Below are 26,173 nucleotides of genomic sequence, written 5' to 3' on the forward strand. Positions count from 1 at the left end.
ATGAAATCACCTCAGATTTCATTTCCTGTAAAAACTTACATTTTGTGACAGCCCTTAGACACCGGTATGGTGCATGACTGAAAAGCCCAAAAATTATTTGAAATGTGGCAATATTGTCTCTTTATTCTTCCACGATCACCCTGACTCTGTCCAGGTTTTTACACTGTACAAAGATATCCTCCAGGTTTCCCGTCCGGCTGCTCTGTACCTTCAGCGTTGGGAAATATACTCCCGGTTTTGTAAATGTATGCACTGCCCTGACGTTTGCCTTCTTCCCTCCATCTTCTTTGTTAAGCTCCAGCGGCCCGTTGTTCTCACCTTTTCGTTCAAAGGTCCAGGTAGCTGCCGTTACATAACCAGCCATCGGCGGCACTTCAATAACCGCGGTAAATTCTACCTCTTCCCCCGCCTTCACAGTTACACATTTTTTACCATTTGCATAAGAATCGGCTACAGGCTGCAGGCCGCCTCTTTCTGCCGCTGTCGGTGGTATCTCTATCTGTCCGTCATGATAAGTATAATTCGTCGTCGGAACAGGCTTTATTCCTTTTTCACACCAGTCTGCCAGATCCAGAAGCGCCTGATGCAGCACTCCGAGGTAATCCACCTGATGCAGTTCATCGTCCAGTACGTTTGCCTGATCATCATGAATACAATTATCATTATAGTACAGACGGAACCATTCTTCCTCGTTTCCCTTTTTTGCTTTTCTTACAGCATTCCGATACCAGTCCCCATGCCACGGCAGGGCACTCTCATCCTGCAGGCTGCAGACAGAGATGACTTTGCACTCAACGGTACCATTAGGCACAGATCCACCGCCGCTTTGTGCAATCTGAGGTCCGATTAGAACCGGGAGCTGTGGATATAGCGGTTTTCCATCCTGATCCCGATACTGATCATATACTTTATAGCTTACATCCGGGATCTGATGGCGCTGCAAAGTCTGCATAGCCAGATAATCGCTGTTATCGATCATCACCTGATCGTCGGCCTTAAGCCCTTCCAGCGCATTTCCGGAATTGGAACCATCAAATGCAGAACCCACTATAACAACTCCGCTCTCAATAGATTCCACAGGGCATTCCGCGCCTTTTGCATCTCCGCTTAAGACACGCAGCCGGCAGTGAAAAAGGTATGCATCTGCCGGAGGCTGCTCACTCAGGCGCACATGCGGCGTCTCCTGGTTGCCTATCATGGTATTGATCCAGCTGTTATCGACACTTGTAAACTTATCCTCACTCTTTTCCCTGACTCTCGGAATCAGTTCTTTTACCGTTGTTACAAACTTAAGCCGGTCACGGACCTCCGTGCTATCAGGATTGGTTCCCTCATATCCCGGCTTTGTCCAGAAATCCTGAAAATATTCAGGAGCAATGGAATATACATACGGAGTCAAGGTCATCAGCGCGCCGTCTCCCATGAACGGCCAGCTGAACCATCCCCTTTTCGGGAATCCCATCTTTGTCGCTTCTTCAAGAACCAGTCTCTGCTTTTCGTCCAATCCCTCATACAGATCCCCGCTTCCGCCGGCATCCATCCTGTCCACCAGCTTCTTAAGACCATCTTCTCCCAGTACACGCATGACACGCATTCTTGGGCAGAAGACATTCGGTGTTGCCATCGGATTGGCAATGACATAGGGGACACCTCCGTCCCAGATGCCCTTTGTCATCTCGACACAGCTGATCGTCTTAAAGCTTCCGCCGCTGCCCCCAAAGACGTATCCATAAGGTCTGTGTTCATATTCATATACTCTTTGGGCGATCCTGCGGCTAAACTGTGCGCAATTGGCACTTGCCTTGTAAAGCCGTTCCCCCATGGGGAATACAAATCCCCCCTGATTGGATACCACATAATATGCTCCGTGAGTGAGTGCAAACGTGATTTTATCATCTTCTCCTGTCAGATGTTCACTTTCATGCTCATCCTCCGGTGCAGGAGACAAATATTGGAAAAATCTGCCCTCATATTTCTCTTTTTCCGGAAAATAGAAGCAAAACTTCACCTGGCTGCCATCTATTTCTGTCCCTTCGAATCCCCCATGCACAAAGTAATGCCGGACCGGTTTGTCTCTCCACTCTTCCACATCAATATACGGATGTGAAAAATAAGGATCATCCTCTGGTATGTATAACTGCTTTTCATTCATTTTTCCGTCTCCTGATTTTTTAGGCTTCTTTACACTGCCTATTTTAATAATTCTTTCTACCCAATACTATTTTTCGCGATGCTCCGCTGCCTCTCTGCGTGCATTGTTCTCCTCTTTGATCTGCGGCATCAGCTTATCCAGCTTATATGTTTTCAATGAGAGAGCTGTGAGCACATACAGTACCATTGGTACCAGGCTGTACAGCATCCGGATCATCGTAATAGCTGCCGGTGTTACATCAGCTGCACCTCCTGAATATCCGACTGCCGAAAGCAGAATTCCGAGTGCTCCGGCACCCAGTGCTGCACCGATCTTCCCCCCAAGCCCGGTAATACTGCCCATGGTTCCTTCCATACGGTGAATTCCCTTCCACTCGTTGTAATCAGCACATTCCAGGATCGGAAGGGCGATCAGCATACTTGCAGGGATAGTACCTGCGCCTGTTAAGATTGCGCCAAACATCAGAAGAGGTACATTCGCACCAGCAAAAAAGTTCACCAGATATCCAAATGCAGAAATCAGAAAACCAATAATCATTAATTTGACAGTCGAAAACTTCGAAATTAGTTTTGGAAATACGAATGCCAGCGGAAGTGCAACGATCTGTGCAAGTGCAGTAACTCCCATAAGTCCAACATTTCCTACAATATAAGTAAAGTAATAAACACCGACTCCCATATTGGCAACAAAGTTGAAAATAAAGGTCATAAGCCCCAGCAGGAGGATATATTTATTTGTCTTTATAACAGTCAGAATATCTTTCACCTTTACATCGTTTCCTGCAGCAATATCAACATCATACTTTTCAGGGACGAAGATCATTCTCAGAATACCAATTGCGGCAAGTGGTACTGCGAACATAGCGATCAGTCTGCTCCAGCCGGCAGGGGATGTAGCAATTTTTCCCATAAGCCCCGGGAATACAACATTAAAGATCACTGCTGCCAGCATGGTAATCACACTTCCGTAAGATGTCAGCTTTACGATTTGTTTTTCTTTAAATGCGCGTACTACATACGGATTCCCGTTCGCATTTAAAAATGTATAGCAGACGGAATTTGCCAGTGCATACATGACAAAGATCCAAATACATTTTACGGTCGTACTCCAGCCTGTCGGACAAGTAAACATGAGCCAGGTACAAAGCCACAGTCCGATGATAAATACTTCATAGGGACGTGCCTTTCCCCATCTGGTCTTTGTCCTGTCCACAATAAATCCCGCAAACATATCTGTCACGCCATCCAGAACTTTGCTGCCCATCAGAATCGTACTTACGAGTGCTGCAGGGATATTTAATGTGTCCGTACAGTAGATCATTAGAAATCCCATTACCAAAACTACAATGGATACAGAAACCATACGGCTCTGCCATAGCATCAGCATACCAAAACCGACTCTGTCCTCTCTGTTCTTCTTCACTTCTTTTGCCTCTTTCATTACAATCTCCTTCCATTCCCTCTTGATTAAGATATGCCTATTATATAATGTTGTAAAAGTCTGCTACGTTCCCAATTTAGCGATAGGGGATAATTTTTCGCCTCTTTAAATGCAGAACAATAAATCAGATATAAAAAAACCACTTTTTATCCCTCAAAAAGTGGGCAAGCCCACTTCAACTCCCCATCCCTTCACTCATGAGGGGCGTGTGCATTCCCCGGAGGGTTTTTATGATATAGGAAATTCCAGAGGAATTGGGTATATCATAAAAAACAGACCCAATACTTTCATATCAGATCTGTTCCTCTGTCAGACAGCTTATTTAATTCAAATATCTTACCGTTCCCCGATCAATACTTTCTTCCCCTGAAATGCAAATCCATAACTGCGGATTCTCGATTCGGGTATCCCCCTCTTCACCAGCTCCAGAGCATATCGTTTCTCCTGAATCTGCCTAAGCGCTGAGCGCACCGTATCTTCCAGAGAGGCTTCATCCTCCGCATCACGTACCTTAAACTCCATGATTACAGCATCCAAGCCATCACGAAGCGGTTCCAGCATTACATCATATCTTCCAAAACCACTTTCCCTGTTCGAAGTAATCCGATACTGCCCTGCCAATTCCACCATAAGCCCCAGAACAAAACCATGATAATATCGTTCCGGTTCTGATCCGGATGCCTTTTTCCCGGTATCAAAATAACTAAACACAGACAACGCTACATCGTTCATATATGTGTTCATCGCTTTCAAGTCTCCCAGAAGAAGGGCTTTTACAAAATCATTGTAATCGGAACCTGCCGGCTGAAACCAGGCATGTATCATACTCTGGAACATGCGCTTCACTTCATAATTCGTCAATTCCAGCTCATACCGCTCCACACCCTCATCATATCCTGATTCAACGATCTCATACTTCTTTACCTTCAGATAGCCGCTGGCAAGCAGCAGACTCCAGATTGCATTTTCATTATTGTCCAGCTGATCATACACAATCTGCTCGTCAATGACTGTACACAATGTTCCTCCCCGCATCAGCTCTTCAAATGGCTGTTTGATTCCTCGCCCGCTTTCCCTGATCAGCTTTCCTGCCAGGCTGTTTGTACTCGTATTTGCCCAATATGCCGAAAGCTTCCCTGTTTTCAAAAAGTTCAAAATGGACCACGGATTATAGATATCCTTTTTCCTCCCAAAAGCAAACCCGTCATACCAATCCTTTACATCCTGCTTTCTGTCAGAAAAACCATACTCATCTAATGCATCAAAAACTTCCTCTTCCGTAAATCCAAAACTGTCAGCATAAAGATCAGAAGTAGTTGTAATAATCACTAAATTATTCAGATCTGAGAAAATGGATTCTTTGCTGACTCTGGTAATCCCTGTCATAATCGCCCGTTCCAGCCAGGGATTTGTCTTGAATGCTGCATTAAACAGGCTCCTGGTAAAGGCAGCCAGATCCTCCCAATAGCCGTCAACATACGCCTCCTGCATCGGCGTATCATACTCGTCTAACAGGATGATCACCTTTTTCCCATAGTAGCGGTAAAGATAATTACACAACTGATAAATCGCCAGAGTCGCTTCCGCATCTCCCATATCGATGTTTACACTGTTAAAAAACTCCCGGTCTTTATCCGTCAACACATCACTCTCAAGCAGAAAGCTATTCTCCACGTATAAGTTCACCAATAACTGGCAGATTTTTCGTCTTGTGGTCTGATAATCCGGCTCTTTCAAATTTGCAAAGGACAGACTGATCACCGGATAAGTTCCCTGTATTCTGCGGTATGACTCCTCCTGCCATATGGAAAGCCCCTTAAACAGATCAGCACGGCCGGTATAGTTTACTGAAAAAAACTTTTCTACCATGCTCATGGTCAGTGTCTTCCCGAAACGGCGCGGACGTGTAATCAATGTGACACTGTCCCGGTTGTCCCACCATTCCTGTATAAAATGTGTCTTATCTATATAGAAGGTCCCTGTTCTTCTGATATCTGCAAAATCCTGCTGCCCGATTCCGATTACTCTTGCCATACGTGCTTCTCACCGCCTGTCTCCGATTTCATATACCTATGTGTAACAATACTTTCCCATAGTATAACATTCACAGGACCTTTTTACCAGATTACTTTTCCCTCACTCAGTTCTATATCCACATTTCCGTTACTGTTCACAGGCACGGGTGTGAACAGTAACACATCCCCTTCTATCCAAAACAGGCTCTTCTCCCCTTTGTAATCTACTGCCAGCCAAAAATCATCTTTTGTTTTTACTGAAATCCTGACTCCATCTCCTATTGCTTCTGCCAGAAAATCTGCTGATTTCCCTGCAAACCAATATCTTCTGCAGCCGATCCGCCCTGCTGACAGGAGTGCTTCATCAATCTGCCAGTTAACTGTCAGCTCCTTTTTTCGCTCCACAGACAATCCTACACCATATTGAATCAAATACAGAACCGGACCGATTCCGGATATTCCCACAAAATCCTTATGATCTGAATCTCCGCTCGTAATATGATCAGGCGGATAGTTTTCCCAAATGGTCTGGGTCTGTTCAAAAACCTTTGCCACCGCATCCAAATGGTTCAATGCGATCTCCCCTGCCAGACTTTTGTATCCGTACCGTTCCAAACCATTTGTCACAAAGAGATTTGCGGAGGCCCACACCGCCCCCTTCCAGTATCCGCCCTCCGGCTCATATCCCGGTTCATCTGCCGCCAGAGACGGACATCTGTGAGGTCTTTTAAATGTCCTCTCATCCTCAAGCCATGACACCAGCCGTTCTGCCTGTACCTGATCTGGCGCCCCCGCGGTCAGCGGATAAAAACCTGCAATAGTCTTGATTCCTGTCTGCCGCATTCCAAAGGTCAGGTCATAGTAAAATCCATCCCTTTCATTCCACATAAAATGGTTGATCCGGTCGGTCAACTGCTTTTTCTGTATTTCAAGCTGTTCCCGTCTTGAATCATAACTCTGGACCGTACATCCTTCCTTTTTCAGGATATCCATTATTTCAAGTAGATTATCTGCAAACAGGAGCATCTCACTGCTCGTATCTACCGCAAGTCCCAAGTGTTTATTCCGTGGAGAATTATCCATACTGGCCCAATCCGTTACAAATAAACCGCTCTGATGTCTGATATGGTAATACATCGCCTCATAATATTTATATAACGACTCAAAAACTGCTTCCAGCCGCTTAGAATCTCTTGTATGCCAATAGCTCTGCAGTTCCGCAAATGCTGCGACCGGCCGGTTCAAATTATCCAATGTCAGATAAGGAGGCCGCTCAATGACTCGTCCCATGTTGGGCTTATACATCTCTTCAAAGGGCAGTTTTCCCAATTCTCTCAGTTTTCGGAATCCATAGTGATTGTGAAAATACGAATAGAGAGCGCTGTTAAATACGTTGACCCAAGGCAGAAAATCTTCCCCTGTGCTGCGGACCAGTTCTCTTGGAATTTCTCCATCCTCAAATTGTTTACAGTAAAAATTGTCCAGCGAACAGATTCCCGGCACATAAGGGTGAAGGAGATTACAAAACACAGAGATAAATGCCGCATCGCTCAGAAAAAGGTCCTCATTAAAAGCTGCGTCCACAAAGTTACTGACAAATCCACTGCCAGGTCCTGGCCTGTATATGTTCCCGAACAATAACCTCAGCGTATGTTGATAGCACTCTATCCATAAGGGCCTGGCCTCTACGATTGGCTCGGGGAGTTTTCTTTCCACCTCCCTATACTGAAAGGGTACACTGCCATCGTATATTTTCTTATAAAAATATTTCCCTCTTTCAAGGCTCTTAAAAGACTGATCATCCCGCTCCATACAAACCCCTTTTCTTTCCGGCTTCCTTACAATTTCCAGCTCATCCCTGCTTTATCCACAAGTAATCATAGGCCTTAAGCTGTACCCGTGTCCCTATCCTTTTGCCTGAGATCAGATCTGATCCCTCAAAACCGGTCTCTACCGTTACTGATTCCTTCGACGTATTGATAAGTACCAGCACCGCATCCTCGCCTTCTCCTCTTAAAATTGAGAATACTCTGTCATTTAACCTCACCGTTTTCTGCGGACTATGCGGATCAAATGCCTTTTCTCTTCTCCGTATTACCAGCATTCTGCGATATGCATTGAGTACCTGATATCGAAGAGACTTTATATCATGCAGTTCATTCTTCAATAGAGCCGCATCCAGTTTTTCCCTGTTGATTCGTCTGTTGATCCCTGACTCTTCAAGATCTCTGTAACAATTTCTGGAGCCAAGCAGGCTGTGATAATAAATACCCGGGACGCCCATCACAGACAGCAGTATACATTGTGATCCCATAAACTTCCTGACCATTAATTCCTGCTCCTTTTCATCCCCGGCAACCGCATCCAGATAATTTATGTTCAGCTCATACGGAACTAAACTTCCGTCCGGCAGGGATCTTAAGCTGACTTTGCCGCCTCTTTTCAACACCTCTGCTGCCATTAACTTACGCTCGTCTTCATTTAAAATATCCTCCACCGGCCGCATGCCAATCCCATCATGGGAAGCGAGGAAATTAAAATATGTCACCTCATCTGAGACATTTGCCAGTGTTTCAGCCCAATCCATCAGATAAACGGCATTGCCGCTTAAATAGGAATAAAGTGTAAGCGGCGGCAGCGGAAATTGATAGACCATTCCGGCCTCATCATGTCCGTTTCCGAAATAACTGATATTATCCCTATGCGGCACATTTGTTTCTGTAATGATAACAATTCCCTCTGCACATTCATCCAGCACCGCACGCATTAGCTTGATGAGAGTATGCGTCTGTGGAAGATGCATACAAGTCGTTCCTAATTCCTTCCATGCAAATCCGATCGCATCGAACCGAAGAAAACGAGCCCCTTTTTCCACATACATTAGAAGGACATCCAGGATCTCCAGCAATACCTCCGGATTCTTGTAATTTAAGTCAAGCTGGTCTTCACTGAACGTGGTCCACAGATGCTTCTTTCCCATTTTTGTATCATATGCAGTTATAAGGGGCAGAGCACGCGGCCTTGTGACCAGACTGTAATCTTTTGCTGGATCCGCTTCAATAAAAAAGTCCTTATAATCCGGATTTCCATTTGCATACTCTGTAAAATACTCACTTGACTGTGATACATGATTAATTACCGCATCAAACATCAGACCATATTCTTTTTTCAACATTTCTATCTCATTCCAGCTTCCCAGATCCGGATTGATCTTTCTGAAATCTTTCACTGAAAAACCGTCATCAGATGTATATGGGAACATGGGGAGGAGATGGACACAGTTCACCGTATCAAACAACTCTTCCTTCAAAAAACTCCCCAGTACAGCAAGTGGTGCTTCACTGCCACATTTGACCGCATCACCATATGTGATCAGCATCACATCCTCTCTTCCAACTTTGGGATGTGATACCTTTATATCTTTCTTCCATTTTTGTATCAGTTCCTGTATTCTTCCATACACTGCTGCCCAGCAGTCCGGATACAGTTCCTGCAGATATATCTTTATCATGTTAATCCGTCGATCCTTTCTGCCCTATATAGGTACGGCAAAACAATCCCCTGTCCTGTCGACCCACATTTTTAATTCCTTCCTAAGCCGCATCCGTAAATCATGATATCTATTGTCATGAGCCAGATTCATCTGCTCATAAGGATCCCTGTTCAGATCATATAAGACCCAGTCCATTTCTTCAAAACAGGCATATTTATATCCATCTTTTGTGATCAGGCCACGCCACGGCTTATTGATACTGTCAAAATGTCCCGTAGCAACCACTGACTGTAGATATACACTGTCCGGAAACTGTATGTTACTTTCTTTCCCCGCATACCGGAGATGAGAATAATCATATCCCTTCATCCATGAAGGAGGTTTCATTCCACACAAACCAAGCGTGGTAGGAGCTATGTCCACATGATTCATAAATACCTCATCAATATTTCCGATCCGCCGGCCTGCTTCATGCGCCCCTGTCTTTTCCCCGCTTATGATAAATGGGATCTTAACTGCTTCTTCATAAACAGTTGTCTTTCTAAACTGGCCATGTGAACCATGCATATCACCATGATCACTAAAGAACATTATATGAGTATCCTCATACATTCCATGTTCCCGAAGCCGGTCCATAATGCGTCCCACATTTGCATCGATCTGTTCTATCATTGAATAATAGCCTGCCAGCTCGTATGCTGCCTGCTCTCTGACGCAAGCTATATTCGGAACATTTTCCCTGAACCTGATATTCCCGGGTTCATGATTCATAAATTCCGGCGATGCAATATACGGATTATGGGGAGGCTGAACCGAGAGAACTGCAAAGAAAGGCTGTTCTTTTGTTTTTCGCTCGTCTAGATATTGAAGGAGCAGCTCCGTCAGTGAATCCGTCTCATGTCCATTTAACCGGAACATTTTCACCTCCTCGCTGTCCTTATGTCCATGCAGCCAGCAGTCAAGCTGGGCATTATTATTCTCATAACCAAGCCACGTATCAAATCCGCCTCTATGCTGAGGCCTCACATAATGCGTACCAGCACGCTCTTTGTCTACCGGACCGCCATCCAGATGCCATTTTCCCAGATAACAGGTATGGTATCCTCCCTCTCTAAACACATGTGCGATTGTCTTATGTGAAGGAGGCATCAATGTATCATGTCCCGGATTACATTTATGCGGGTATTGGCTTGTCAGCATAGACCCCCGAAAGGGGCAGCATAACGGGTAGCCTGAAACAGCATTCGTAAAATTAAGGCCTGTCCTGGCAAGAAAATCAATGTTGGGAGTCCGTACATTTATGTCTCCGTTAATTCCCAGCGCCTGTGCTCTGAGCTGATCTGTCACGATCCATATTACATTTGGTCTTTTCTGCATTTCCGGTCTCCTTCCTAACCTTTGACTCCGCCTTCCAGCCGGCCACCGGAAATAAATCGTTCTACAAGTGCATATACGACAACGACCGGAACCGCGGTCAACAAGGATGCCGCCATCATCCTTCCCCATACATAATCTTTTGAACTAAACAGGTTATTCAGTCCTACGATCAGAGTCATATTATCCTGAGATGTCAGGAAAGTAGTCGTAAAGATAAAGTTATTCCATGCAATCATAAATACATAGGTAAAAGCCGAAATGATCGCCGGTATGGAGAGCGGTACAATGATCCTAAAGATGATCTGAATCCGGTTCAGTCCGTCCAGCATGGCTGACTCCTCCAGCGATTCCGGAATGGTCTTAATATATGCTGAAAGTGAGAACAGGGTTGCCGGAAGTGTTGTGACAATACAGCAGAATACGACTGACCATTTACTTCCGATCAGGCCGATCCTGCTAAAAATCTGGAACAGCGGAACGACCAGCAGGATACCTGAGAACATATATACGACCAGAGTAGCACTTTCAATGATCTTCTTTCCTATAAAATTCAGCCTGGCGAGGCTGTATGCCCCTAAAATACCGATCAGCATATTGATCAATGCCGCAAACAGTGCGATAAAAAAGCTGTTTCCGAAATATCGCATAAATGGAAATAATTCCGGATCGAAGATATCCCTAAAATTCTGCAGTGTAATCTCCTTAGGCCATATCTCCGGTGGAAACGCCACCGTTGCCCCTTCTGTCTTCAGCGCCGTTGTCACCATAAAATAAAATGGGATCAATACGATGATCAAAAGGATGACCACCAGTATATTCAAAAAAATATTCACTCTCTTTTTATGCTTCATTTTTCTTAAACAACACCTTTCTCATAAAGAATACCAGCAACATTACAACAAAGAAGAGTACTACCGTAATTGCGGCTGCCATACCGAAATCATTGGATGCGAAAGATGTTTTATATAAATAAACACCGATCAGCGGAAGCTGCTTTGTCAAGAGATATACATCATCAAACTTATAGAAGTTCCAGATAATCCTCAATGTAGCTACTGATATGATCGCCGGCATGATCTCCGGAAGTGTGATATAACGGAACCGCACGAACATTGACGCCCCATCCACCTCTGCCGCCTCATAAAGGCTCTTATCCACAGCCTGCAGGGATGCCAGTATCATCATGAATGCATAGGGGAAAATACGCCATGTATCAAACAAAAGAACCAGGAGGAACGAGAATACAATGTGATCAAACCACGCAGGTGCCGTTCCCATAACTTTCAGGCAGTCCACCATGAAATAATTCACCACACCATAGATCGGATTAAACATGTAAATCCAGATGTACACCAAAGATACCATAGGTGTCACATAAGGAAGCAATAGCAGACTTCTTGCCGCACCTCTGAACTTAAACTTCCGGTTCAGCAGCAGTGCCACTCCCAGACCCAGGCCGGTAGATAATATGACAGAAACAACAACAAATAAAATAGTTACCCCCAGTGATAAGTAAAATTCAGGATCTGCAAATAGGTCCAGATAATTTTTTACCCCCACAAATATATCTGGTTTTAATGGATTGAGTGCAACATCCTTGAAACTCAGGTTGATATTATAAATGATCGGATATGCGACCAGCCCCAAGATCGCCAAAACCGAGGGAAGTATCAATAATGTCCCCAGCAGGGATTCTCTCTGACTGGAATTCATTCTTCTCCGCTTTTTCAATGTCTTTACCAACAGACTGTCTCCTTTCAAAAAATACTCCCGATTCCCGTTCTCCTGCCGGGATTCGGGAGTATTCTGTAATTCTGTTTATTTCTCTACAATTTCTTCCAGTTCACTTTGAGTTTTTGCAATTGTATCATCCAGGTCTGCATTTTGAACCAGGATCTGGTTAATTGCTTTTCCGATCACAAATGTCTGTGAGATCTCACCCATATACGGATTCAGCTTTCCGTCCTGAAGTCCGAACTGCTGCATATGATTAAAGCCTTCCGGAACCTCCTGTGCAATGTCAGCATATGCCTTAAGTACCTCATTATCCAGATATGCCGGGGCCTCTGCCACAGATTTTAATACTGGATTTGCTCCGCCAGGTGATGTGTGAAGCATTTCAATATTGATATCGTCTTTCAACATAAATGCGAGGAATTTCTTTGCCGCATCCGTTTCCTCAGGTGACAGATTATTTGAAATCGTGTAATTTGTGAATCCCCCTGCTGCAACGGCTTCTTTCTTTTCCGGAATCGCAAATCCTATATTTTCTGCCATGCCCTGATTGAAAAGCGCCGGGAGAATATAAGTTGAGAACACACACATATATGTATTTTCGCCGACCATGGCATCTCTTACTTGTGTTGTACCATTTGATCCGGGCAGACTGTACTGATAAAGTTCTTTATAAAATTCCAGCGCCTCTTTCATTTCCGGAGTATCAAACTGCGGCTTTCCACTATCATCAAACAGCTTTGCACCGTTGGAGAGTGCAAACTGCTGGAAGGTCTGCTGGGTAAAAGCCCCCTCTTCTGATGAGATCATAATTCCATATTTTTTATTGTCAGGATCATGGAATGCCTTTGCAGCCGCCAGTATATTCTCCCATGTTGTCGGCGGCTCTAAGCCCTTTTCTTCAAATTTATCTGTCCGGTACCAGATTCCTGAAATCCATCCTGTCACCGGTACGCTGATGTATCCTTCATTGTTTTCAGAGTTCAGGAAACTTGGGATACTGTCATAAAAGGCATCCGCGCCGATCTCATCGAATACTTCCTTATTGGCTGCGGTATCACTGACTCCCTCCTCATCCAGCATCTGCATCAATGTATTGGAACCGGCTACAAGTGCCGGAAGCTCTCCCGCCGTGATCAAGGTCTTTACCTTTGTCTCAAAGGCATCCTCGGAAACAGCCTGCTGTTCTACCTTGATGCCTGGGTTTTCTGCCTCAAACTGATCGATCATCTTCTGCTTTGCAGCAATCCGGTCTTCCTCTGCCTCGTCATGCATTACAACGATCTTTACAGTTCCATCTTCATTTTTAGAAGCCTTTTTTTCTTTTCCGCCAGCACATCCGGCTAATCCGAATACCATAACACCTGCCAGCATTAACGCTACGATTCTCTTTTTCATACCTCTGCTCCTTTTCTAACCCTTTGGCGGTCATCCCGCCTTGCTTCCTCTCTCACCATCTTTGTTACAAATAGGACAAATTAATCAATGATGTCAGACGTTACTCTGACCTCTGCGGATAATCTAACTATATACTTCGATGCAGTATTTTTACAATGTTGCCATGCCCAAAGGATTTTTTTATATTTGTGTTTCTGCACAATCAATTTTCCCTTACGTCTCCCATCTTTATCACTGCTATATACAGAAGCATCATATCCTTTATCCTTCTTGGATTGCATGCCATCAGTTCCTCGATCCTGCTGAGTCTGTAATTCAGCGTGTTTCTATGCACATGCAGCTTTTCACAGACCAGAGCAGTGTTATCATTCGACTCTGCATATGCTATGATGGTTTCTTTGAGACCTCCGTCTGCGTCCTTCTCCTCAAGTGTCTGGATGATCCCGTTTACTTTGCTGGTGTTCGGCACCTCACTCAAAAGACATTCCAGAACTACCTCATCATACCCCAGGAACTGTTTATTGATCTGCAGCATTCCTGCGATCTTAGCCGTTTTCATTACCGAATTGACCGTACGACCGGCCACAGTATCTGATTCTCCGATAAAACACTGCTTTAAATCGCTGCTGATCTCCATGATCTTTTCCAGCCTCAGGCGGAGACGCTTTTCTGTACGGAATAAAATTAATACCTCGTCCATCCCCTGCCTGACTATATACTCACTTCCAGTCAGGTATTTCCTGATATTCTCGATCACACTGTACCTGATACGACTGCTAGTGATCACAACCGCTGTCCTTGGAACCGTCAGATCCACATTGAGATACACTGCCTGATCCCAAAATGCTTCATCATATTCATCTTCAGTCCTGGATATCCATTCAAACAAAAAGTCCTTTAGTCTGCTTTCTTTGATGGAAGACATATCATTTAAAAGCTGATTCTCCAGCATCAGAAGTGTAATTGACATGCATATCTGCCCGATCATCAGAACTTCATCCACCCTGCCTGCAATACAGATCACACCGATCATTTGATTATTATATAAGATCGGCAGGTTCACACCCTGTTTTTCTGACTCCGTATCCATATAGACAAAATATGACTCCTTCTTCTGCAATGCTGTAAGCGCACTTTTTAAAACAGTTCCAACACTGTCTCTTTCCCCGCTTGCCAATATGATCCCCTTCGTATCGGTAATATTGATGTTATGCGGTACGATCTTCATGATTTCATCTGCTATTTTCTGCGCATTTTCGGCATTCAGATAGTTCTGATACATACTGCCTCCTCAAATTTGTCCTTCCAATGTTTCTAACAACTCATTTAGTTTTATCCCGGCCAGCTGACCTGTTGAGTGAAGTACCAGATCTGCCTGCTTTAAATATCTTTCCTCACCGATCGCAATACAATACATGCCGCCTGCTTTTGCTGCTTCAACACCTGCCCTGGCATCCTCGATCACGATGCAGTGCCCTGGTTCTGTCTCCAAAAGCCCGGCTGCTTTTAAGAATACTTCCGGATCCGGTTTTGCTTTCTGAATGATATTTCCATCTACTACCACATCAAAAAGTGACCGGATCCCCAGTTTTTCAAGTATCATTCTTCCGCTTTTACTTGCGGATCCCAGGGCTGTAAGAAAACCTTCTTTTTTTACATTTCTAAGAAATATCTCAATTCCCGGAAGGATATCCGCCGAAGTTAAACGCTCTATCATGTGCAGGTAATGCTGATTCTTTTGTTCGGCCAAACACTCCTTTTCCTTCTGTGTAAGCTTAAGTCCGCTGCAGGATTCTAAGACAATCTCCAGCGACTGCATCCGGCTGACTCCCTTTAGTCTCTCACCCTGCTCTTTTGAAAAATCATATCCCAGCTCTGCTGCCAGCTCCTTCCAGGCCAAATAGTGATATTTTGCAGTGTCTGTGATCACTCCATCCAGATCAAATATAAATGCCCTTCTCATCTCGTTTCCTTTCGTCCACAGTCACTTTATTCTTTGTAACTGTAATTACCTTTTTTCTTCCTTTATGTACGATATTAAACTTGATACTGGTCCAATGTTCCGGGAGATGAGGTGAAAATTTAAGCTTATCCTCCCCGATCCTCATCCCTGCAAATCCACGCAGTACACAGTTGACTATTCCTCCCAGCGATGCTGCATGGATTCCATCAACAGAATCTCTGCTGTTATCACACAGATCGATCTCCATTGCTTTCTCGAAAAACTTCCAGGCCGCCCTATCTTCACCGATGCCTGCCATTGCCTCCGCGTGTGCACACAGACTTAAGGAAGAATCATGAATCGTATGCCTCTCATAATAATCTACATTTTTCTGTACCGTCTTCTTATCAAACAATCCCGGGAACAAGTTCAACAGCATTACTACATCGGCCTGCTTAAGTACCTGCATATCTATCACTTCACTACGGCTGTAATCTGTCAGGATCAATTGCTTTTCTTTCGCATTTTTATATTTTTCAATATCAGGCAGCTCGCTTTTACTTAAAAATGTATCATCCTGTGGGATTATCCCTCCTGCATCCGGCAGCGGAAGATAAATTTTCTCCAGAAAATGACTCCACTTTTCCTGCCATCCTTCTTTGATCCATACTTCTGTCATACTGTGTTTCCATGTTTCAAGGACGTGCAGAGCTGCCCGGACATTCTGCCCTGCCATATAATTTGTGTAGGCATTATTGTCAATATGCTCTGTATATTCGTCCGGCCCAATCAAGTCCCTTATCTCATAACGTTTGTTTTCTTCGGACCAGACGGCTCTGCTGTACCAGAACCTGGCTGTCTCCAGGATCATCTCATTCCCACACTGCTCCATGAACCCATAATCTGAGGTCATCCTGTCATATTCCAAAAGCCCATGGATAATGTCTGCGGTTACATGATGCTCTTTTATACCTGACCAGACCTTCGCTGCTTTTCCTGTATGAATATTAATCGCGGCATACAGAGGTGTCTCTTCCTCCCCGGACCGTGCACTTTCCCATGGGTACATCGCTCCCTCATATCCATATTCTTCTGCCTTTTTCTTAGCCCCCTCCAGGCCGTGATATCTATATTCCAGAAGGCTGCGTGCCACATCAGGAAACATAGCTGTAAACATTGGCATGATAAACAGCTCCGTATCCCAGAACACATGCCCTTTATACCCTTCTCCGGTCAATCCCTTGGCACCTGCGCTGTAAGCACAGCCTTTCCAGGGGACCATTCCCGCCAGATGATACTGCGCAAACGCCACAGCAGCCCTCTCATTTAAAGAAGCTCCCTCTATTCTAATTTCTGCCATCTTCCAGAATTCCCGGAATACTTCTACATGCTCTTTTCTGTTTTTACAGTATCCTTCATGCAAAGCCCCGGACACGATCTTTACCATGGACTCATGCGGTGTTTTCCCGGTATCATACAATGTATATTTCTCAATAGTCCAAGTTTCCCCGGCTTTGAGATGTTTGTGACAGCTTCCATAAATACTGCGTCTCTTCAGAAAATATCTTCCCTCTATATCCTGACCGTTTTCCCCCAGGCCTGATATGACTTGAAGCAGCTGCCCGTCATCACAGCTATTTTCCATATACATATATTTTCCTTCAAAAACCCGGCACGTACTTTTTTCAAAATGGGAAACTCCACTGTTGGTGATCTGTCCGTTAATCCCTGTGACCAGATCGATTTCAGCCCCTTTTTCACACATGAGAGACAATTGATGACAGAACAGGCATGGATGCTTTCTTGAGGCAAACCGATGAGTTTCAAACACTACTTTTCCTGCCTCTGACGTATCAAATACCAGCCTGATTGTTAGTTCCCCGGTTTTCAGATCAAGGCTCTTATGATACTCCTCCATTTTGAGTACGTCTGGCTGCAATTTTATGCCATTCACAGTTATATCGAATTGAGTGACATCAGGACAATTCACCAGCTCTGTCACCTCATAAGGCCCCGCTTTATGATAAAAACCTCCGACAAAAGTGCCCCTTTGTTCATTGAGCTGTAAGAGCTCTGTACAGGCCCGCACTCCAAGCGCACCGCTGCACTGGGCAAATACAGACTCTGTTTTCCTGCAATAGTCCGGATGATAACCCGGCTCTAGCAGCCGGATCCCCTCCCCGGCTTCTTCTGGTTTGTAATAGATCATATTTTTCTCTCTACGCCTCCATCATAACAGGCTGCCCTGTCTCTGCTGACTCATAGAATGCCGCAGTCACTTTTTGAAGATACACAGACTGATCTGCCGTTACAAGAGGCTGACTGCCTGTCCTGATACTCTGTACGAAATGATAGATGCAGTTAAAATGCCAGTCTTTCGTTTCTTCAAATGGATAAACGGTGTTCGTCTGATATCCCTGCTCATCTGCATAAATTTCCAGTGGAAAAACACTGAATCCCTTCCGGTCACCATAAAGTTCTACATTTCTTCTTTCCTTTTCTCCTATGTGCAGGGCAAACGAAGTACTAACATGTAGAGAACGCCCATCTGCAAATCTGATAAAGCCGAACAAACCATCTTCTACTGTAAACTTACCGCCTTCCCAATCTCCCAATAATCCTGTGCCCCCCTGTCTGCCGATACGGCCGGATGCAGAAGCACACACATAGCCGATTTGCGGATAATCCAAAAGATACAGCGCCAGATCCAGCATATGTATTCCTACATCGATCAGTGCCCCGCCGCCCTGCAGCTCCTTATTTGTGAAATTCCCCCAGCCCGGGATCCCCCTCCTTCGTATCCACTGTACCTGTCCGGCATAAAGCTCTCCGAATTCTCCGTTTTCAATCTTTTCTTTCAACAATCGGATTTTATCGGCATAGCGGAAATGAAAACCATAGGTAAGGATCTTTCCGTACCTTTGTGCTGTGTTACGCATCTCTTCTGCCTCCTTTACTGTGATGGCAGGCGGCTTCTCACAGAGTACATGACAGCCCCGGCTTAATGCTTCACATGTGATGCGGCAGTGAAAACGGTTGGGAACACAGATACTGACCGCATCCGGCTGCAGTTCCCCCAGCATCTGGATATGGTCATCATAATATTTCGAAATACCGAACATTTTAGCTGTTGTTCTTGCAGCTTCGATATTTACATCGCAAACAGCTATGACCTCTACGCCTTCTATTGCCTGGTAATGGTTGATATGAGAAACCCGGGCAATCTGCCCGGATCCTATTACCGCTACTTTTAACATATATCTCTTCCTTTCGTGAAGACTTCCCTACAGATACTGCCTGATATATGGAACAGATCTGCCATAAGCTTCCACTGGATTTTCTCCACGGATTCTGCCCTCATTCACAAGTGCACCCTGATATCCGATTTTTTTCAAAGTCTCAATATGTCTTTTGAAATCAATACTTCCAGTTCCTGGCTGATATCTATGATTCTCTGCAATATGTACATGTCCAATATATTTTGCATATTTTTCAAGAGATTCTGAAATATCATCCTCCTCAATCGCCATATGATAGAAATCCGCTGTAACCTTCACCATCTCAAACCTGCCTTCATCGATAATAGCAGCTGCATCTGCTATCGTATTCATCATATGGTCCTGATATCTATTGAGCGGTTCCAGGTAAATGTAGATTCCACACTCCTTCGCAGTCTCATCCAGCTGCCTCAGAGAATCCAAAACAGCCTCTTTGTCCCCCTGTGTGCTGCGCGGTGATACCATAGGCGGAAGACGGTACGTGAACATTCCCCACGCAGCCGGAACAACAACACCCGTTCCCCCCACTTTTTTCAGATTTCGTATGATGACTTTTAAATCTTCAATTCCGTTCTTTCTTCTCTCCTCAATAAAATCGCCTATCCAGCCTCTATATCCTCCGCATGCGCTCACAACCGGAAGCCCACACTTTTCACTGGCTTCTCTAACCTCATCAGGTTTTTCCATTAACAGTTTTCCATCTATCTCAAAACATTCGAATCCCATCTCTTTTATAAACTGAAACTTCTCGTTCAGATCCTGAGGGAAAAAATCCTTATCCTGTGTCCCTAACAACATGTTGTCTCTCCTTTAAAATTCAACACCTAATTTTATACTTTTTTCAGGTTCTCTATCCATATACGTGCAGATACCCTCGGCACAATCCTCAAATGGAACGACCGGATCAATGATCTCACTGCAGTCGATCTCGTTTCTCATCAGCATATCCCATACAACATCTTCGATTCTTTTTCTGTTCCATCTTGGATAATCCGGATTAGGTTCACTGCATGCTCTTGAAAATACGATCCTGCCGTAATTGTAATGTGCCTCCTGTCCCAGCCACAGTCCGCCCGGAAATGGTTTTGCAAATGCCACATATGCGATAGTACCTCCATAGGCAAGTCCCTTTAGTGCTGCCTGGAGTGCCTGCATGCTGCCGCTTGTCTCTAAAATGGCATCTGCCCCCATTTTACCTGTAACACGCTTGATCTCGTAACCAACATCGGATGCGGTCGGATCAAAACAATGATCTGCACCATATTTTCCTGCAATCTCTCTTCTCTTTGCGATCGGATCCACAGCGATCACAGTGGCTGCTCCTGATCTCTTAGCAATCTGCACCGCGATCTGACCAATCGCTCCGAGCCCGATCACAACCACATGGTCGCCGGCTCTTACATTCGCATCTCTGATCCCCCCTAATGCAAACTGTGCCGGATCATAGCAGACAGCATTCTTCGCCGAAGCCTCCGGCCCCATTTTGCGAAGTTTATAGTTATCTACTGCATTCACGATCTCAGTCTCTTTAATTGGTCCATAGGAACACACACGGTCACCAACCTGAAATTCTGTTACATCAGAACCGGCTTCGATAATGGTTCCCACAAACATATTTCCTATCGGAAGATCACCGAACTCGATTCCTCTGGGTTCATCCTTATCCCGCTCCACGAATATCTTCCACTCATCGTCAAATTTTCCATCAATAAATGGCGTTGTTCCCCTAAAATCAGCAAGCTCTGTTCCATGCTTCGGTGCGGCAAACTCTACTTTCACACGCACCTCATTGCTTTGTATTGCCCTGTCTTCATATTCTTTCAATTCTGCTGTCCTGGGGGCAGCTGCCACTAATTTCTTCATTTTTTTCTCTCCTTACATTGTTGATTCCCTCTCTGCTACTGTAGAAGGAAGAAATATCTGCTTTCTTTCCCATTCTCCTCCATGCTGCTTTTGGTCAAGCTGGAAGGAGAGCATGTTCATGCATTTTTCAGCCAGCTGGTCAAAATCCTGGTTCAACGAAGATAATGTAGGGTATACCTCTTCATTGATCGGAAGATGATTCGTAGAAAAGACTCCTATATCCTTTGGGATCCTCTTTCCGCTTTCCTGTACTGCTCTGTAAATTCCCAGAAAACGTGTTCCACCGTTTACAAAAAAACAGTCGGCTGCACCTTCTGCTATCAAATTTCTGGCTGTTTCATAGGCATCCTTAGCATCCTTTATTCCGTAAATGACTCTCCCATCCGGTACAGATTCTAAAAATCCTCCTACGCGCAGCTGAGTAGAATAATACTGCTGGTCATTTGTCAGATAGCAGATTTTCTTATACCCTTTTTCTCTTAGATACTGCCCTCCTCTGGCTCCCACATCATAATTGTCCAGACTCACTGCCGGAATCTGCTTTTCTTTCGGCTGGGCCAGTAATACATAGGGAATCTTTGTTTTCTCCAGATACTCCAGCCGCTGATCTTCCTCCACATATTCAAACAGGATCGCACCATCTGCGATACCGCTGGAGAGGAGATAAAATCCGTCGGTCTCGTCTCCCTTAAATCCCTTACTGTCTGACGGAGAAACAATTACTTTCAATCCACTTTTTACAGAGTAGCGAAGTAAATGCTGCAGCATATTATTTCTCCATTGATTCATATATTCTCCATTGTGCTTGTCTAAAAATATAATAATAATATTCGTCCGATTCTGTTTCAGCCCTTTTGCCAGAAGGTTGACCTGGAATCCGCATTTTTCCATGGACCTTCTGACGATTTCTTTTGTCTTCGGACTGACCTGTTCCGGATGATTGATTACTCTTGATACAGTTTTTAGAGACACTCCGCAATCCTCCGCTATCTGTATCATGTTTGCCTTTTGAATCATAATTACCTCTTTTTATTATTGATTAATTTTATTTTGTCCTACGTTGTCATTTTATGTCATTCATATACGCTTGTCAATTACTGTCGGGTAGATTTGGTCGCCTGCATAAACTTTTTTATTTGGATTGTTTGTCTGCACAAAAAAGAGGATGCCGCCTCAAAAGCCATTTTCGACTTTCAGGTGACATCCTCCCGGTTAAGGCTTAGTTAAAAATTCCCTGATCCCCTCTTCATCCGCCTTATTTTTACATACAATACTTGCCGTTTCCATCATCTCTGCATCAGCTGCCGCCACTGCAAACACCATCTGCGACAATTTGGATTTTAAATTGATCACATCTCCTTCCGGAGTACAGAATAAAACCTCATCACTGCATTGATTTACCTGCTTCAAAAACTGAACCGCATCGATTCCCTTTTTTAACTTCATAACTCTCCTCCATCTCTTAATCCACAGGATATCCATTACACTTTATGCTTCCCTCTATATTCCCCCGGGCTTTCCCCGGTTTCCTCACGGAACACCCGTCCAAAGTGGCTCTGTGTATTAAATCCCAGCTCATCGCTGATCTCCTGCACGCTCATGTTGCTGTACAGCAGATATTCCCGGGCTTTCTCAATCTTTTTCTTCATCGTATACTTCCGCACACTCAGTCCGGTCTCTTTTTTAAACTTCTCACTAAAATAATAGTCGGAATAGCCAAGCCGGGAGGCCAGAAGATGGATGCTCCACTTTTCATTCAAATGAAGCGTGATATAATCGCATGTCTGACGGATCGCAGGAGATATCCCACGGTCACTCCTTGCATGGTGCACCCGGTGGACGTAATCCTCCATCATAGACTCGTTTATCTTATTGATAGATGCGATGTTCCGGGCATTCTCAACCTTCTGAATATACTGATCCCTCAAAACATAAGCAATATCCGGTGCGACTCCGCCCTGGATCGCAGACCTGGCACATAATGCACAGAAAATGATCACAGAGTTCTTGGCCTGTCTGAGATAATCTCCGTTTGAAAAACGTCCGACCTCTCCGCCCTTATATCGTTCCATTTCCTTTTTGTAACTCAAATTTCCCTCCTCGATCAGCTTGAGGATATTGGTCTCTACCATATAAGTACCGTGGTTTTCTTTCAGTGCCTGCTTAGAAAAATCCTGTATATCATCTGCATAGACAAAGTCGGAAACGCCTATCTTGTGTCCCGACAGACAGTAGTGCAGCATGATCCCATATTCATAAAGTCTTCCCAGAGAGATTACCGGAAGCTCTTTGATCACATCCATAAAATGATGCCGCATCTTGACGGAAAGTTTTAAATATTCCAGTCCCTTTTCGATGCTCTGGAGGGAATAGTCGTCTAAAAATACAGGACCGAGCATATGAATCTTATCGATTCTGTCTCCCTTATATTCGATATCTGAGATCCACGCCATTCCCACCGAATTGGTGCAGAATACAGGGCTGTTCCTGTATGCACTCGTATCCGGCACTTCATAGTTTCTCTGCTCAAGCATCTGGTCATAGTTTGTGCCCAGACGGAAAAAGCTTAAGAACACCTCCAGATATGCTGCATCACTGTACAACAGATTATAATCTGCATCCAAGGTTGTAAAATACATATTCGTCACACTTGATAACATTTCCCTGAAAAAACGGATTTTATCTTCCATCATGCACCATCCATCTGATTTCTTCCCTGTTTATAGAATCCCTGTTTCACAAACAGGGGCGGCTGTGCCGTCCCTGCCTTTCCACTAATTCCTGTTATGTTTTTTAAGAAGTATATTACTATTATTCCACCAGGATGCGTACCCTGTCAAGATTTTGTATCGCAGTACAGGGATCATCGTTACGGTTTGTCTTGACGCGCACGACAGCAAAATAGGTACCCGGACTTTGATATGTGTGCTCTGCTTCTGTGCCTCCCGGCGCATATCCCTCTCCTTCAAAACTCCACTCAATAGATCTGACCGTACTGTCCGGATCCGCAATTCCAACTTCCAGCCCAAAGAAAACAGATTCCCCGGTCCTTACCTTTGCCGCTTTCCCGCCATTTGCTTTGAGATCCACAACAGGCTGGATTCCCTTTCGCTCCTCTGCTGTCGGCGGAATGAATGCCTGACCGTCAATGATCTGATAAGCAGTTGTTTCCGCAGGTGCCCTTCCCAGCTCCACCCAGGCTGACAGATCAAGCAGAGCCTGATAAAGAACACCCAGATAGGACGGGATATGGAATGGATCTGCAGTATGCTCCTGATCCGTATGTGCACAATGCTCCAGACACCAGAGACGGAACCACTGATCTGTTTCGCTTCCATATTTCTCTGCGACCCTGCTTCGGTACCAGTCCGCCATCCAGGTACAGGCGCCTCCGTCCGCAAGACAATTTACCATAATCACTTTTCCCTGAATATCCCCGTTTTGTATGGATCCTGCCCCTTGATAAGCGAACCCCATGCATAAGAGATTTTCCCGCTGTGGGTATTTCGGTGTACCGTCCCCATTTCTGAATTGATCCCACACAGTAAACTCCGCATCCGGAACTTGATGGCGGTGGTAGGTCTGGATCGCGATATAGTCTGAATTGTCGATCAATATCTCGTCTCCCTGACTGGCCTGGGACAGGATATCCTCCATCGTTCCCTGACCATATCCCTTTTCAATGATCAGCCGTCCCTTCTCTACCTCTTTTAAAGTTAACTCATTCCCCTTTGCTTTCCCTGTCAAAAAGTGAACATGCATCCCGAACATGTAGTCAAACTCATTATCCGGTAATTCCTCCGGTACAAGATAAGGCTTCTCACTGCCGCTTTCCATCAGCATCTTCTGCCACGCAGTATCAACTCCGTTACGGCTGTCTGTCTTCTGCATCTTCATATCGCTGTCTTTTTCCGGCAGGTATACTTCCTTGATCCTTGTCTGGAATCTCACCCTGTCCCTGAGTGCAGAGCTGTGTTCCTCTGTCCCTAAATATCCCGGCTTTGTCCAAAAATCCGTAAAATATTCCGGATCCACCTGGCGCACCACAGGAGCAATCACCGCAAATCCGCCTTCATCTGCATGCTTAAAATTGATCCATGCATCTAACGGCATCCCCATTTTGGACACCTCATCAAAAGCCGCCCTTTCTTCCTCATTCAGGCCACTGTAAATATCATGCGTACTGCCCGGCTCCACAGCATCCTGAATCCAGTCTAATTTATTTCTTAAAATCCTGCGTGCATGTGCAGTCACAGACATAATATTGGGCAGTGCCACGGGGCAGGCTGTTACAAACGGGACCGCCCCGTCAAATGCCGTCGTATTTTCGATGCATCCGCAGGTCTTATATCCCCCGCCGCTGCCACCATATACATAACCATAAGGGCGCGGGCAGCCATACAATCTGACAGCTGTCTCCCTGGAATATTCCGCTGCCGCCGCGCTGGAACGGTACAGCATCGTCGGGTCATTATTATCTCCGAAAGATGAACCGGACCCCATATTCGTCTCTACGAAATAAGCCCCGTGTGTCAGAGCAAATGTGATATGATCCTCTAACCCTGTTCTTTCCAAAGATGCCATCTCTTCATCCGGTCCCGGAAAGGGAGATAAAAAGTGAAAGAATCTGCCCTGGTAATCTTCTTTTTTGGGAAGGCAGAAGGAAAATTTCACATTTGTCCCTTCAAAACCGCCATGTATGTAACAGAACGTGATCTCATTACGGACACGCTCTTCCTCGATGTCAATATAAGGATTCTGAAATACCGGATCCTCTTTTGGATTATACATTCTCATCCATCCCTTCTTTTTCTGCAATATCCCGTCTATGTGCCTCAATACCTGCATTTATCTCCGCTTTCATCTTATCCAGCTTGTAGAATCTCAGCGCAAATGCACCAAATACATAGAAAAATACCGGGACAAGTGCATAGCTGACACGGATCATCATAACCGCTGAATCCGGCTGCGCAGCCAAAGTTCCGTCAAATCCTGACGAGGTAAGCAAAATTCCAATCAGAAATGTTCCAAATGCGGCTCCCAGTTTATTGGCAAAACCTGTGATACTGCACAGAGTTCCTTCCATACGAGGGGTTCCCTTCCATTCGTTATAATCCGCACAGTCGATGGCCAGAATATTTGTCATATAAGAACAGGGCAGTGATGAAACTCCGATGATAATTCCGCCGACAGCCAGCATCGCAAGGTTTGCTCCCGCCAGGAAGTTTAAAACACCTCCCAGAATGGACATCATCAACCCGTACTGGATCAGCTGTTTTGTACTGATTCTTTTCAGGATCATTGGATAAAACACCATGGATACCATCGCCAGCATACCAAACAGACTCATTACACCACTGATCTCCACGTTTTTTACAATATAAAGAACTAAGACTTCCCATACCCCAAATGGGCTTCGCACCTTGAAAATTCAATATTTCAGCTAACAAAATAGCAATTTATGCCATCGCAGTCCCTGGA

Annotated in this window: 20 protein-coding genes; all 20 read right to left on the reverse strand. The window is 44.8% G+C overall.

Going from position 1 to position 26,173, the window contains the following annotated elements; translation table 11 throughout:
• Positions 1–121 precede the first annotated feature (121 nt).
• Positions 122–2,152, reverse strand: coding sequence for a hypothetical protein (locus AC4OGX_RS10495; protein WP_493330353.1), 2,031 nt, complete (start codon positions 2,150–2,152; stop codon positions 122–124).
• Between the two features lie 66 nt (positions 2,153–2,218).
• Positions 2,219–3,592, reverse strand: a complete 1,374-nt coding sequence (locus AC4OGX_RS10500) for an MFS transporter (RefSeq protein WP_493330354.1) — start codon at positions 3,590–3,592, stop codon at positions 2,219–2,221.
• 336 nt (positions 3,593–3,928) lie between these two features.
• Positions 3,929–5,626 carry an AAA family ATPase gene (locus tag AC4OGX_RS10505; protein WP_493330355.1) on the reverse strand — a complete coding sequence of 566 codons (1,698 nt, stop codon included), beginning with the start codon at positions 5,624–5,626 and terminating at the stop codon, positions 3,929–3,931.
• Positions 5,627–5,709: 83 nt separating this feature from the next.
• Positions 5,710–7,323 carry an MGH1-like glycoside hydrolase domain-containing protein gene (locus AC4OGX_RS10510; RefSeq protein WP_493330356.1) on the reverse strand — a complete coding sequence of 538 codons (1,614 nt, stop codon included), beginning with the start codon at positions 7,321–7,323 and terminating at the stop codon, positions 5,710–5,712.
• A 136-nt stretch (positions 7,324–7,459) separates the two neighbouring features.
• Complete coding sequence (locus tag AC4OGX_RS10515; protein ID WP_493330357.1) at positions 7,460–9,118, reverse strand: sugar phosphorylase; 1,659 nt, start codon at positions 9,116–9,118, stop codon at positions 7,460–7,462.
• Positions 9,119–9,142: 24 nt separating this feature from the next.
• Entirely contained in the window at positions 9,143–10,477 is a 1,335-nt protein-coding gene (locus AC4OGX_RS10520) for a sulfatase family protein (RefSeq protein WP_493330358.1), read from the reverse strand.
• A 14-nt stretch (positions 10,478–10,491) separates the two neighbouring features.
• A complete protein-coding gene (locus AC4OGX_RS10525) occupies positions 10,492–11,328 on the reverse strand; it encodes a carbohydrate ABC transporter permease (protein ID WP_493330359.1) in 837 nt (278 codons plus the stop codon).
• Positions 11,318–12,238: a carbohydrate ABC transporter permease gene (locus tag AC4OGX_RS10530; RefSeq protein WP_493330360.1), complete on the reverse strand. Its 921-nt coding sequence runs from the start codon at positions 12,236–12,238 to the stop codon at positions 11,318–11,320. The genes AC4OGX_RS10525 and AC4OGX_RS10530 overlap by 11 nt, the downstream gene beginning before the upstream one ends.
• A 57-nt stretch (positions 12,239–12,295) precedes the next feature.
• Positions 12,296–13,609, reverse strand: a complete 1,314-nt coding sequence (locus tag AC4OGX_RS10535; RefSeq protein ID WP_493330362.1) for an ABC transporter substrate-binding protein — start codon at positions 13,607–13,609, stop codon at positions 12,296–12,298.
• Between the two features lie 202 nt (positions 13,610–13,811).
• Complete coding sequence (locus AC4OGX_RS10540; RefSeq protein ID WP_493330364.1) at positions 13,812–14,891, reverse strand: sugar diacid recognition domain-containing protein; 1,080 nt, start codon at positions 14,889–14,891, stop codon at positions 13,812–13,814.
• 9 nt (positions 14,892–14,900) lie between these two features.
• Positions 14,901–15,572: a beta-phosphoglucomutase gene (pgmB, locus tag AC4OGX_RS10545; protein WP_493330366.1), complete on the reverse strand. Its 672-nt coding sequence runs from the start codon at positions 15,570–15,572 to the stop codon at positions 14,901–14,903.
• Complete coding sequence (locus AC4OGX_RS10550) at positions 15,550–17,760, reverse strand: glycosyl hydrolase family 65 domain-containing protein (protein WP_493330367.1); 2,211 nt, start codon at positions 17,758–17,760, stop codon at positions 15,550–15,552. Before AC4OGX_RS10550 ends, pgmB begins: the two co-directional genes overlap by 23 nt.
• Before the next feature lie 10 nt (positions 17,761–17,770).
• Positions 17,771–18,808 carry a Gfo/Idh/MocA family protein gene (locus AC4OGX_RS10555; RefSeq protein WP_493330368.1) on the reverse strand — a complete coding sequence of 346 codons (1,038 nt, stop codon included), beginning with the start codon at positions 18,806–18,808 and terminating at the stop codon, positions 17,771–17,773.
• A gap of 27 nt (positions 18,809–18,835) precedes the next feature.
• A complete protein-coding gene (locus AC4OGX_RS10560; protein ID WP_493330370.1) occupies positions 18,836–19,627 on the reverse strand; it encodes a sugar phosphate isomerase/epimerase family protein in 792 nt (263 codons plus the stop codon).
• A 12-nt stretch (positions 19,628–19,639) separates the two neighbouring features.
• Positions 19,640–20,692 (reverse strand): zinc-dependent alcohol dehydrogenase, encoded by a 1,053-nt coding sequence (locus AC4OGX_RS10565; RefSeq protein WP_493330372.1) that lies wholly within the window; start codon positions 20,690–20,692, stop codon positions 19,640–19,642.
• 12 nt (positions 20,693–20,704) lie between these two features.
• Positions 20,705–21,709 carry a LacI family DNA-binding transcriptional regulator gene (locus AC4OGX_RS10570; RefSeq protein WP_493330373.1) on the reverse strand — a complete coding sequence of 335 codons (1,005 nt, stop codon included), beginning with the start codon at positions 21,707–21,709 and terminating at the stop codon, positions 20,705–20,707.
• A gap of 195 nt (positions 21,710–21,904) precedes the next feature.
• A complete protein-coding gene (locus AC4OGX_RS10575; RefSeq protein ID WP_493330375.1) occupies positions 21,905–22,138 on the reverse strand; it encodes a hypothetical protein in 234 nt (77 codons plus the stop codon).
• A gap of 35 nt (positions 22,139–22,173) precedes the next feature.
• Positions 22,174–23,385, reverse strand: coding sequence for a helix-turn-helix domain-containing protein (locus AC4OGX_RS10580; RefSeq protein ID WP_493330376.1), 1,212 nt, complete (start codon positions 23,383–23,385; stop codon positions 22,174–22,176).
• 118 nt (positions 23,386–23,503) lie between these two features.
• Entirely contained in the window at positions 23,504–25,483 is a 1,980-nt protein-coding gene (locus AC4OGX_RS10585; protein WP_493330377.1) for a hypothetical protein, read from the reverse strand.
• Positions 25,476–26,114 carry an MFS transporter gene (locus tag AC4OGX_RS10590; protein WP_493330379.1) on the reverse strand — a complete coding sequence of 213 codons (639 nt, stop codon included), beginning with the start codon at positions 26,112–26,114 and terminating at the stop codon, positions 25,476–25,478. Before AC4OGX_RS10590 ends, AC4OGX_RS10585 begins: the two co-directional genes overlap by 8 nt.
• Positions 26,115–26,173: the final 59 nt, after the last annotated feature.

The organism is Faecalicatena sp. (genome assembly GCF_058819085.1).

What these genes read in the sequence shown, in the direction of transcription:
- AC4OGX_RS10495 (WP_493330353.1), bottom strand. Translation starts at nt 2,152, where the DNA reads ATGAATGAAAAGCAGTTATACATACCAGAGGATGATCCTTATTTTTCA.
- AC4OGX_RS10500 (WP_493330354.1), bottom strand. Translation starts at nt 3,592, where the DNA reads ATGAAAGAGGCAAAAGAAGTGAAGAAGAACAGAGAGGACAGAGTCGGT.
- AC4OGX_RS10505 (WP_493330355.1), bottom strand. Translation starts at nt 5,626, where the DNA reads ATGGCAAGAGTAATCGGAATCGGGCAGCAGGATTTTGCAGATATCAGA.
- AC4OGX_RS10515 (WP_493330357.1), bottom strand. Translation starts at nt 9,118, where the DNA reads ATGATAAAGATATATCTGCAGGAACTGTATCCGGACTGCTGGGCAGCA.
- AC4OGX_RS10520 (WP_493330358.1), bottom strand. Translation starts at nt 10,477, where the DNA reads ATGCAGAAAAGACCAAATGTAATATGGATCGTGACAGATCAGCTCAGA.
- AC4OGX_RS10525 (WP_493330359.1), bottom strand. Translation starts at nt 11,328, where the DNA reads ATGAAGCATAAAAAGAGAGTGAATATTTTTTTGAATATACTGGTGGTC.
- AC4OGX_RS10535 (WP_493330362.1), bottom strand. Translation starts at nt 13,609, where the DNA reads ATGAAAAAGAGAATCGTAGCGTTAATGCTGGCAGGTGTTATGGTATTC.
- AC4OGX_RS10540 (WP_493330364.1), bottom strand. Translation starts at nt 14,891, where the DNA reads ATGTATCAGAACTATCTGAATGCCGAAAATGCGCAGAAAATAGCAGAT.
- pgmB (WP_493330366.1), bottom strand. Translation starts at nt 15,572, where the DNA reads ATGAGAAGGGCATTTATATTTGATCTGGATGGAGTGATCACAGACACT.
- AC4OGX_RS10550 (WP_493330367.1), bottom strand. Translation starts at nt 17,760, where the DNA reads ATGATCTATTACAAACCAGAAGAAGCCGGGGAGGGGATCCGGCTGCTA.
- AC4OGX_RS10555 (WP_493330368.1), bottom strand. Translation starts at nt 18,808, where the DNA reads ATGTTAAAAGTAGCGGTAATAGGATCCGGGCAGATTGCCCGGGTTTCT.
- AC4OGX_RS10560 (WP_493330370.1), bottom strand. Translation starts at nt 19,627, where the DNA reads ATGTTGTTAGGGACACAGGATAAGGATTTTTTCCCTCAGGATCTGAAC.
- AC4OGX_RS10565 (WP_493330372.1), bottom strand. Translation starts at nt 20,692, where the DNA reads ATGAAGAAATTAGTGGCAGCTGCCCCCAGGACAGCAGAATTGAAAGAA.
- AC4OGX_RS10570 (WP_493330373.1), bottom strand. Translation starts at nt 21,709, where the DNA reads ATGATTCAAAAGGCAAACATGATACAGATAGCGGAGGATTGCGGAGTG.
- AC4OGX_RS10575 (WP_493330375.1), bottom strand. Translation starts at nt 22,138, where the DNA reads ATGAAGTTAAAAAAGGGAATCGATGCGGTTCAGTTTTTGAAGCAGGTA.
- AC4OGX_RS10580 (WP_493330376.1), bottom strand. Translation starts at nt 23,385, where the DNA reads ATGATGGAAGATAAAATCCGTTTTTTCAGGGAAATGTTATCAAGTGTG.
- AC4OGX_RS10585 (WP_493330377.1), bottom strand. Translation starts at nt 25,483, where the DNA reads ATGTATAATCCAAAAGAGGATCCGGTATTTCAGAATCCTTATATTGAC.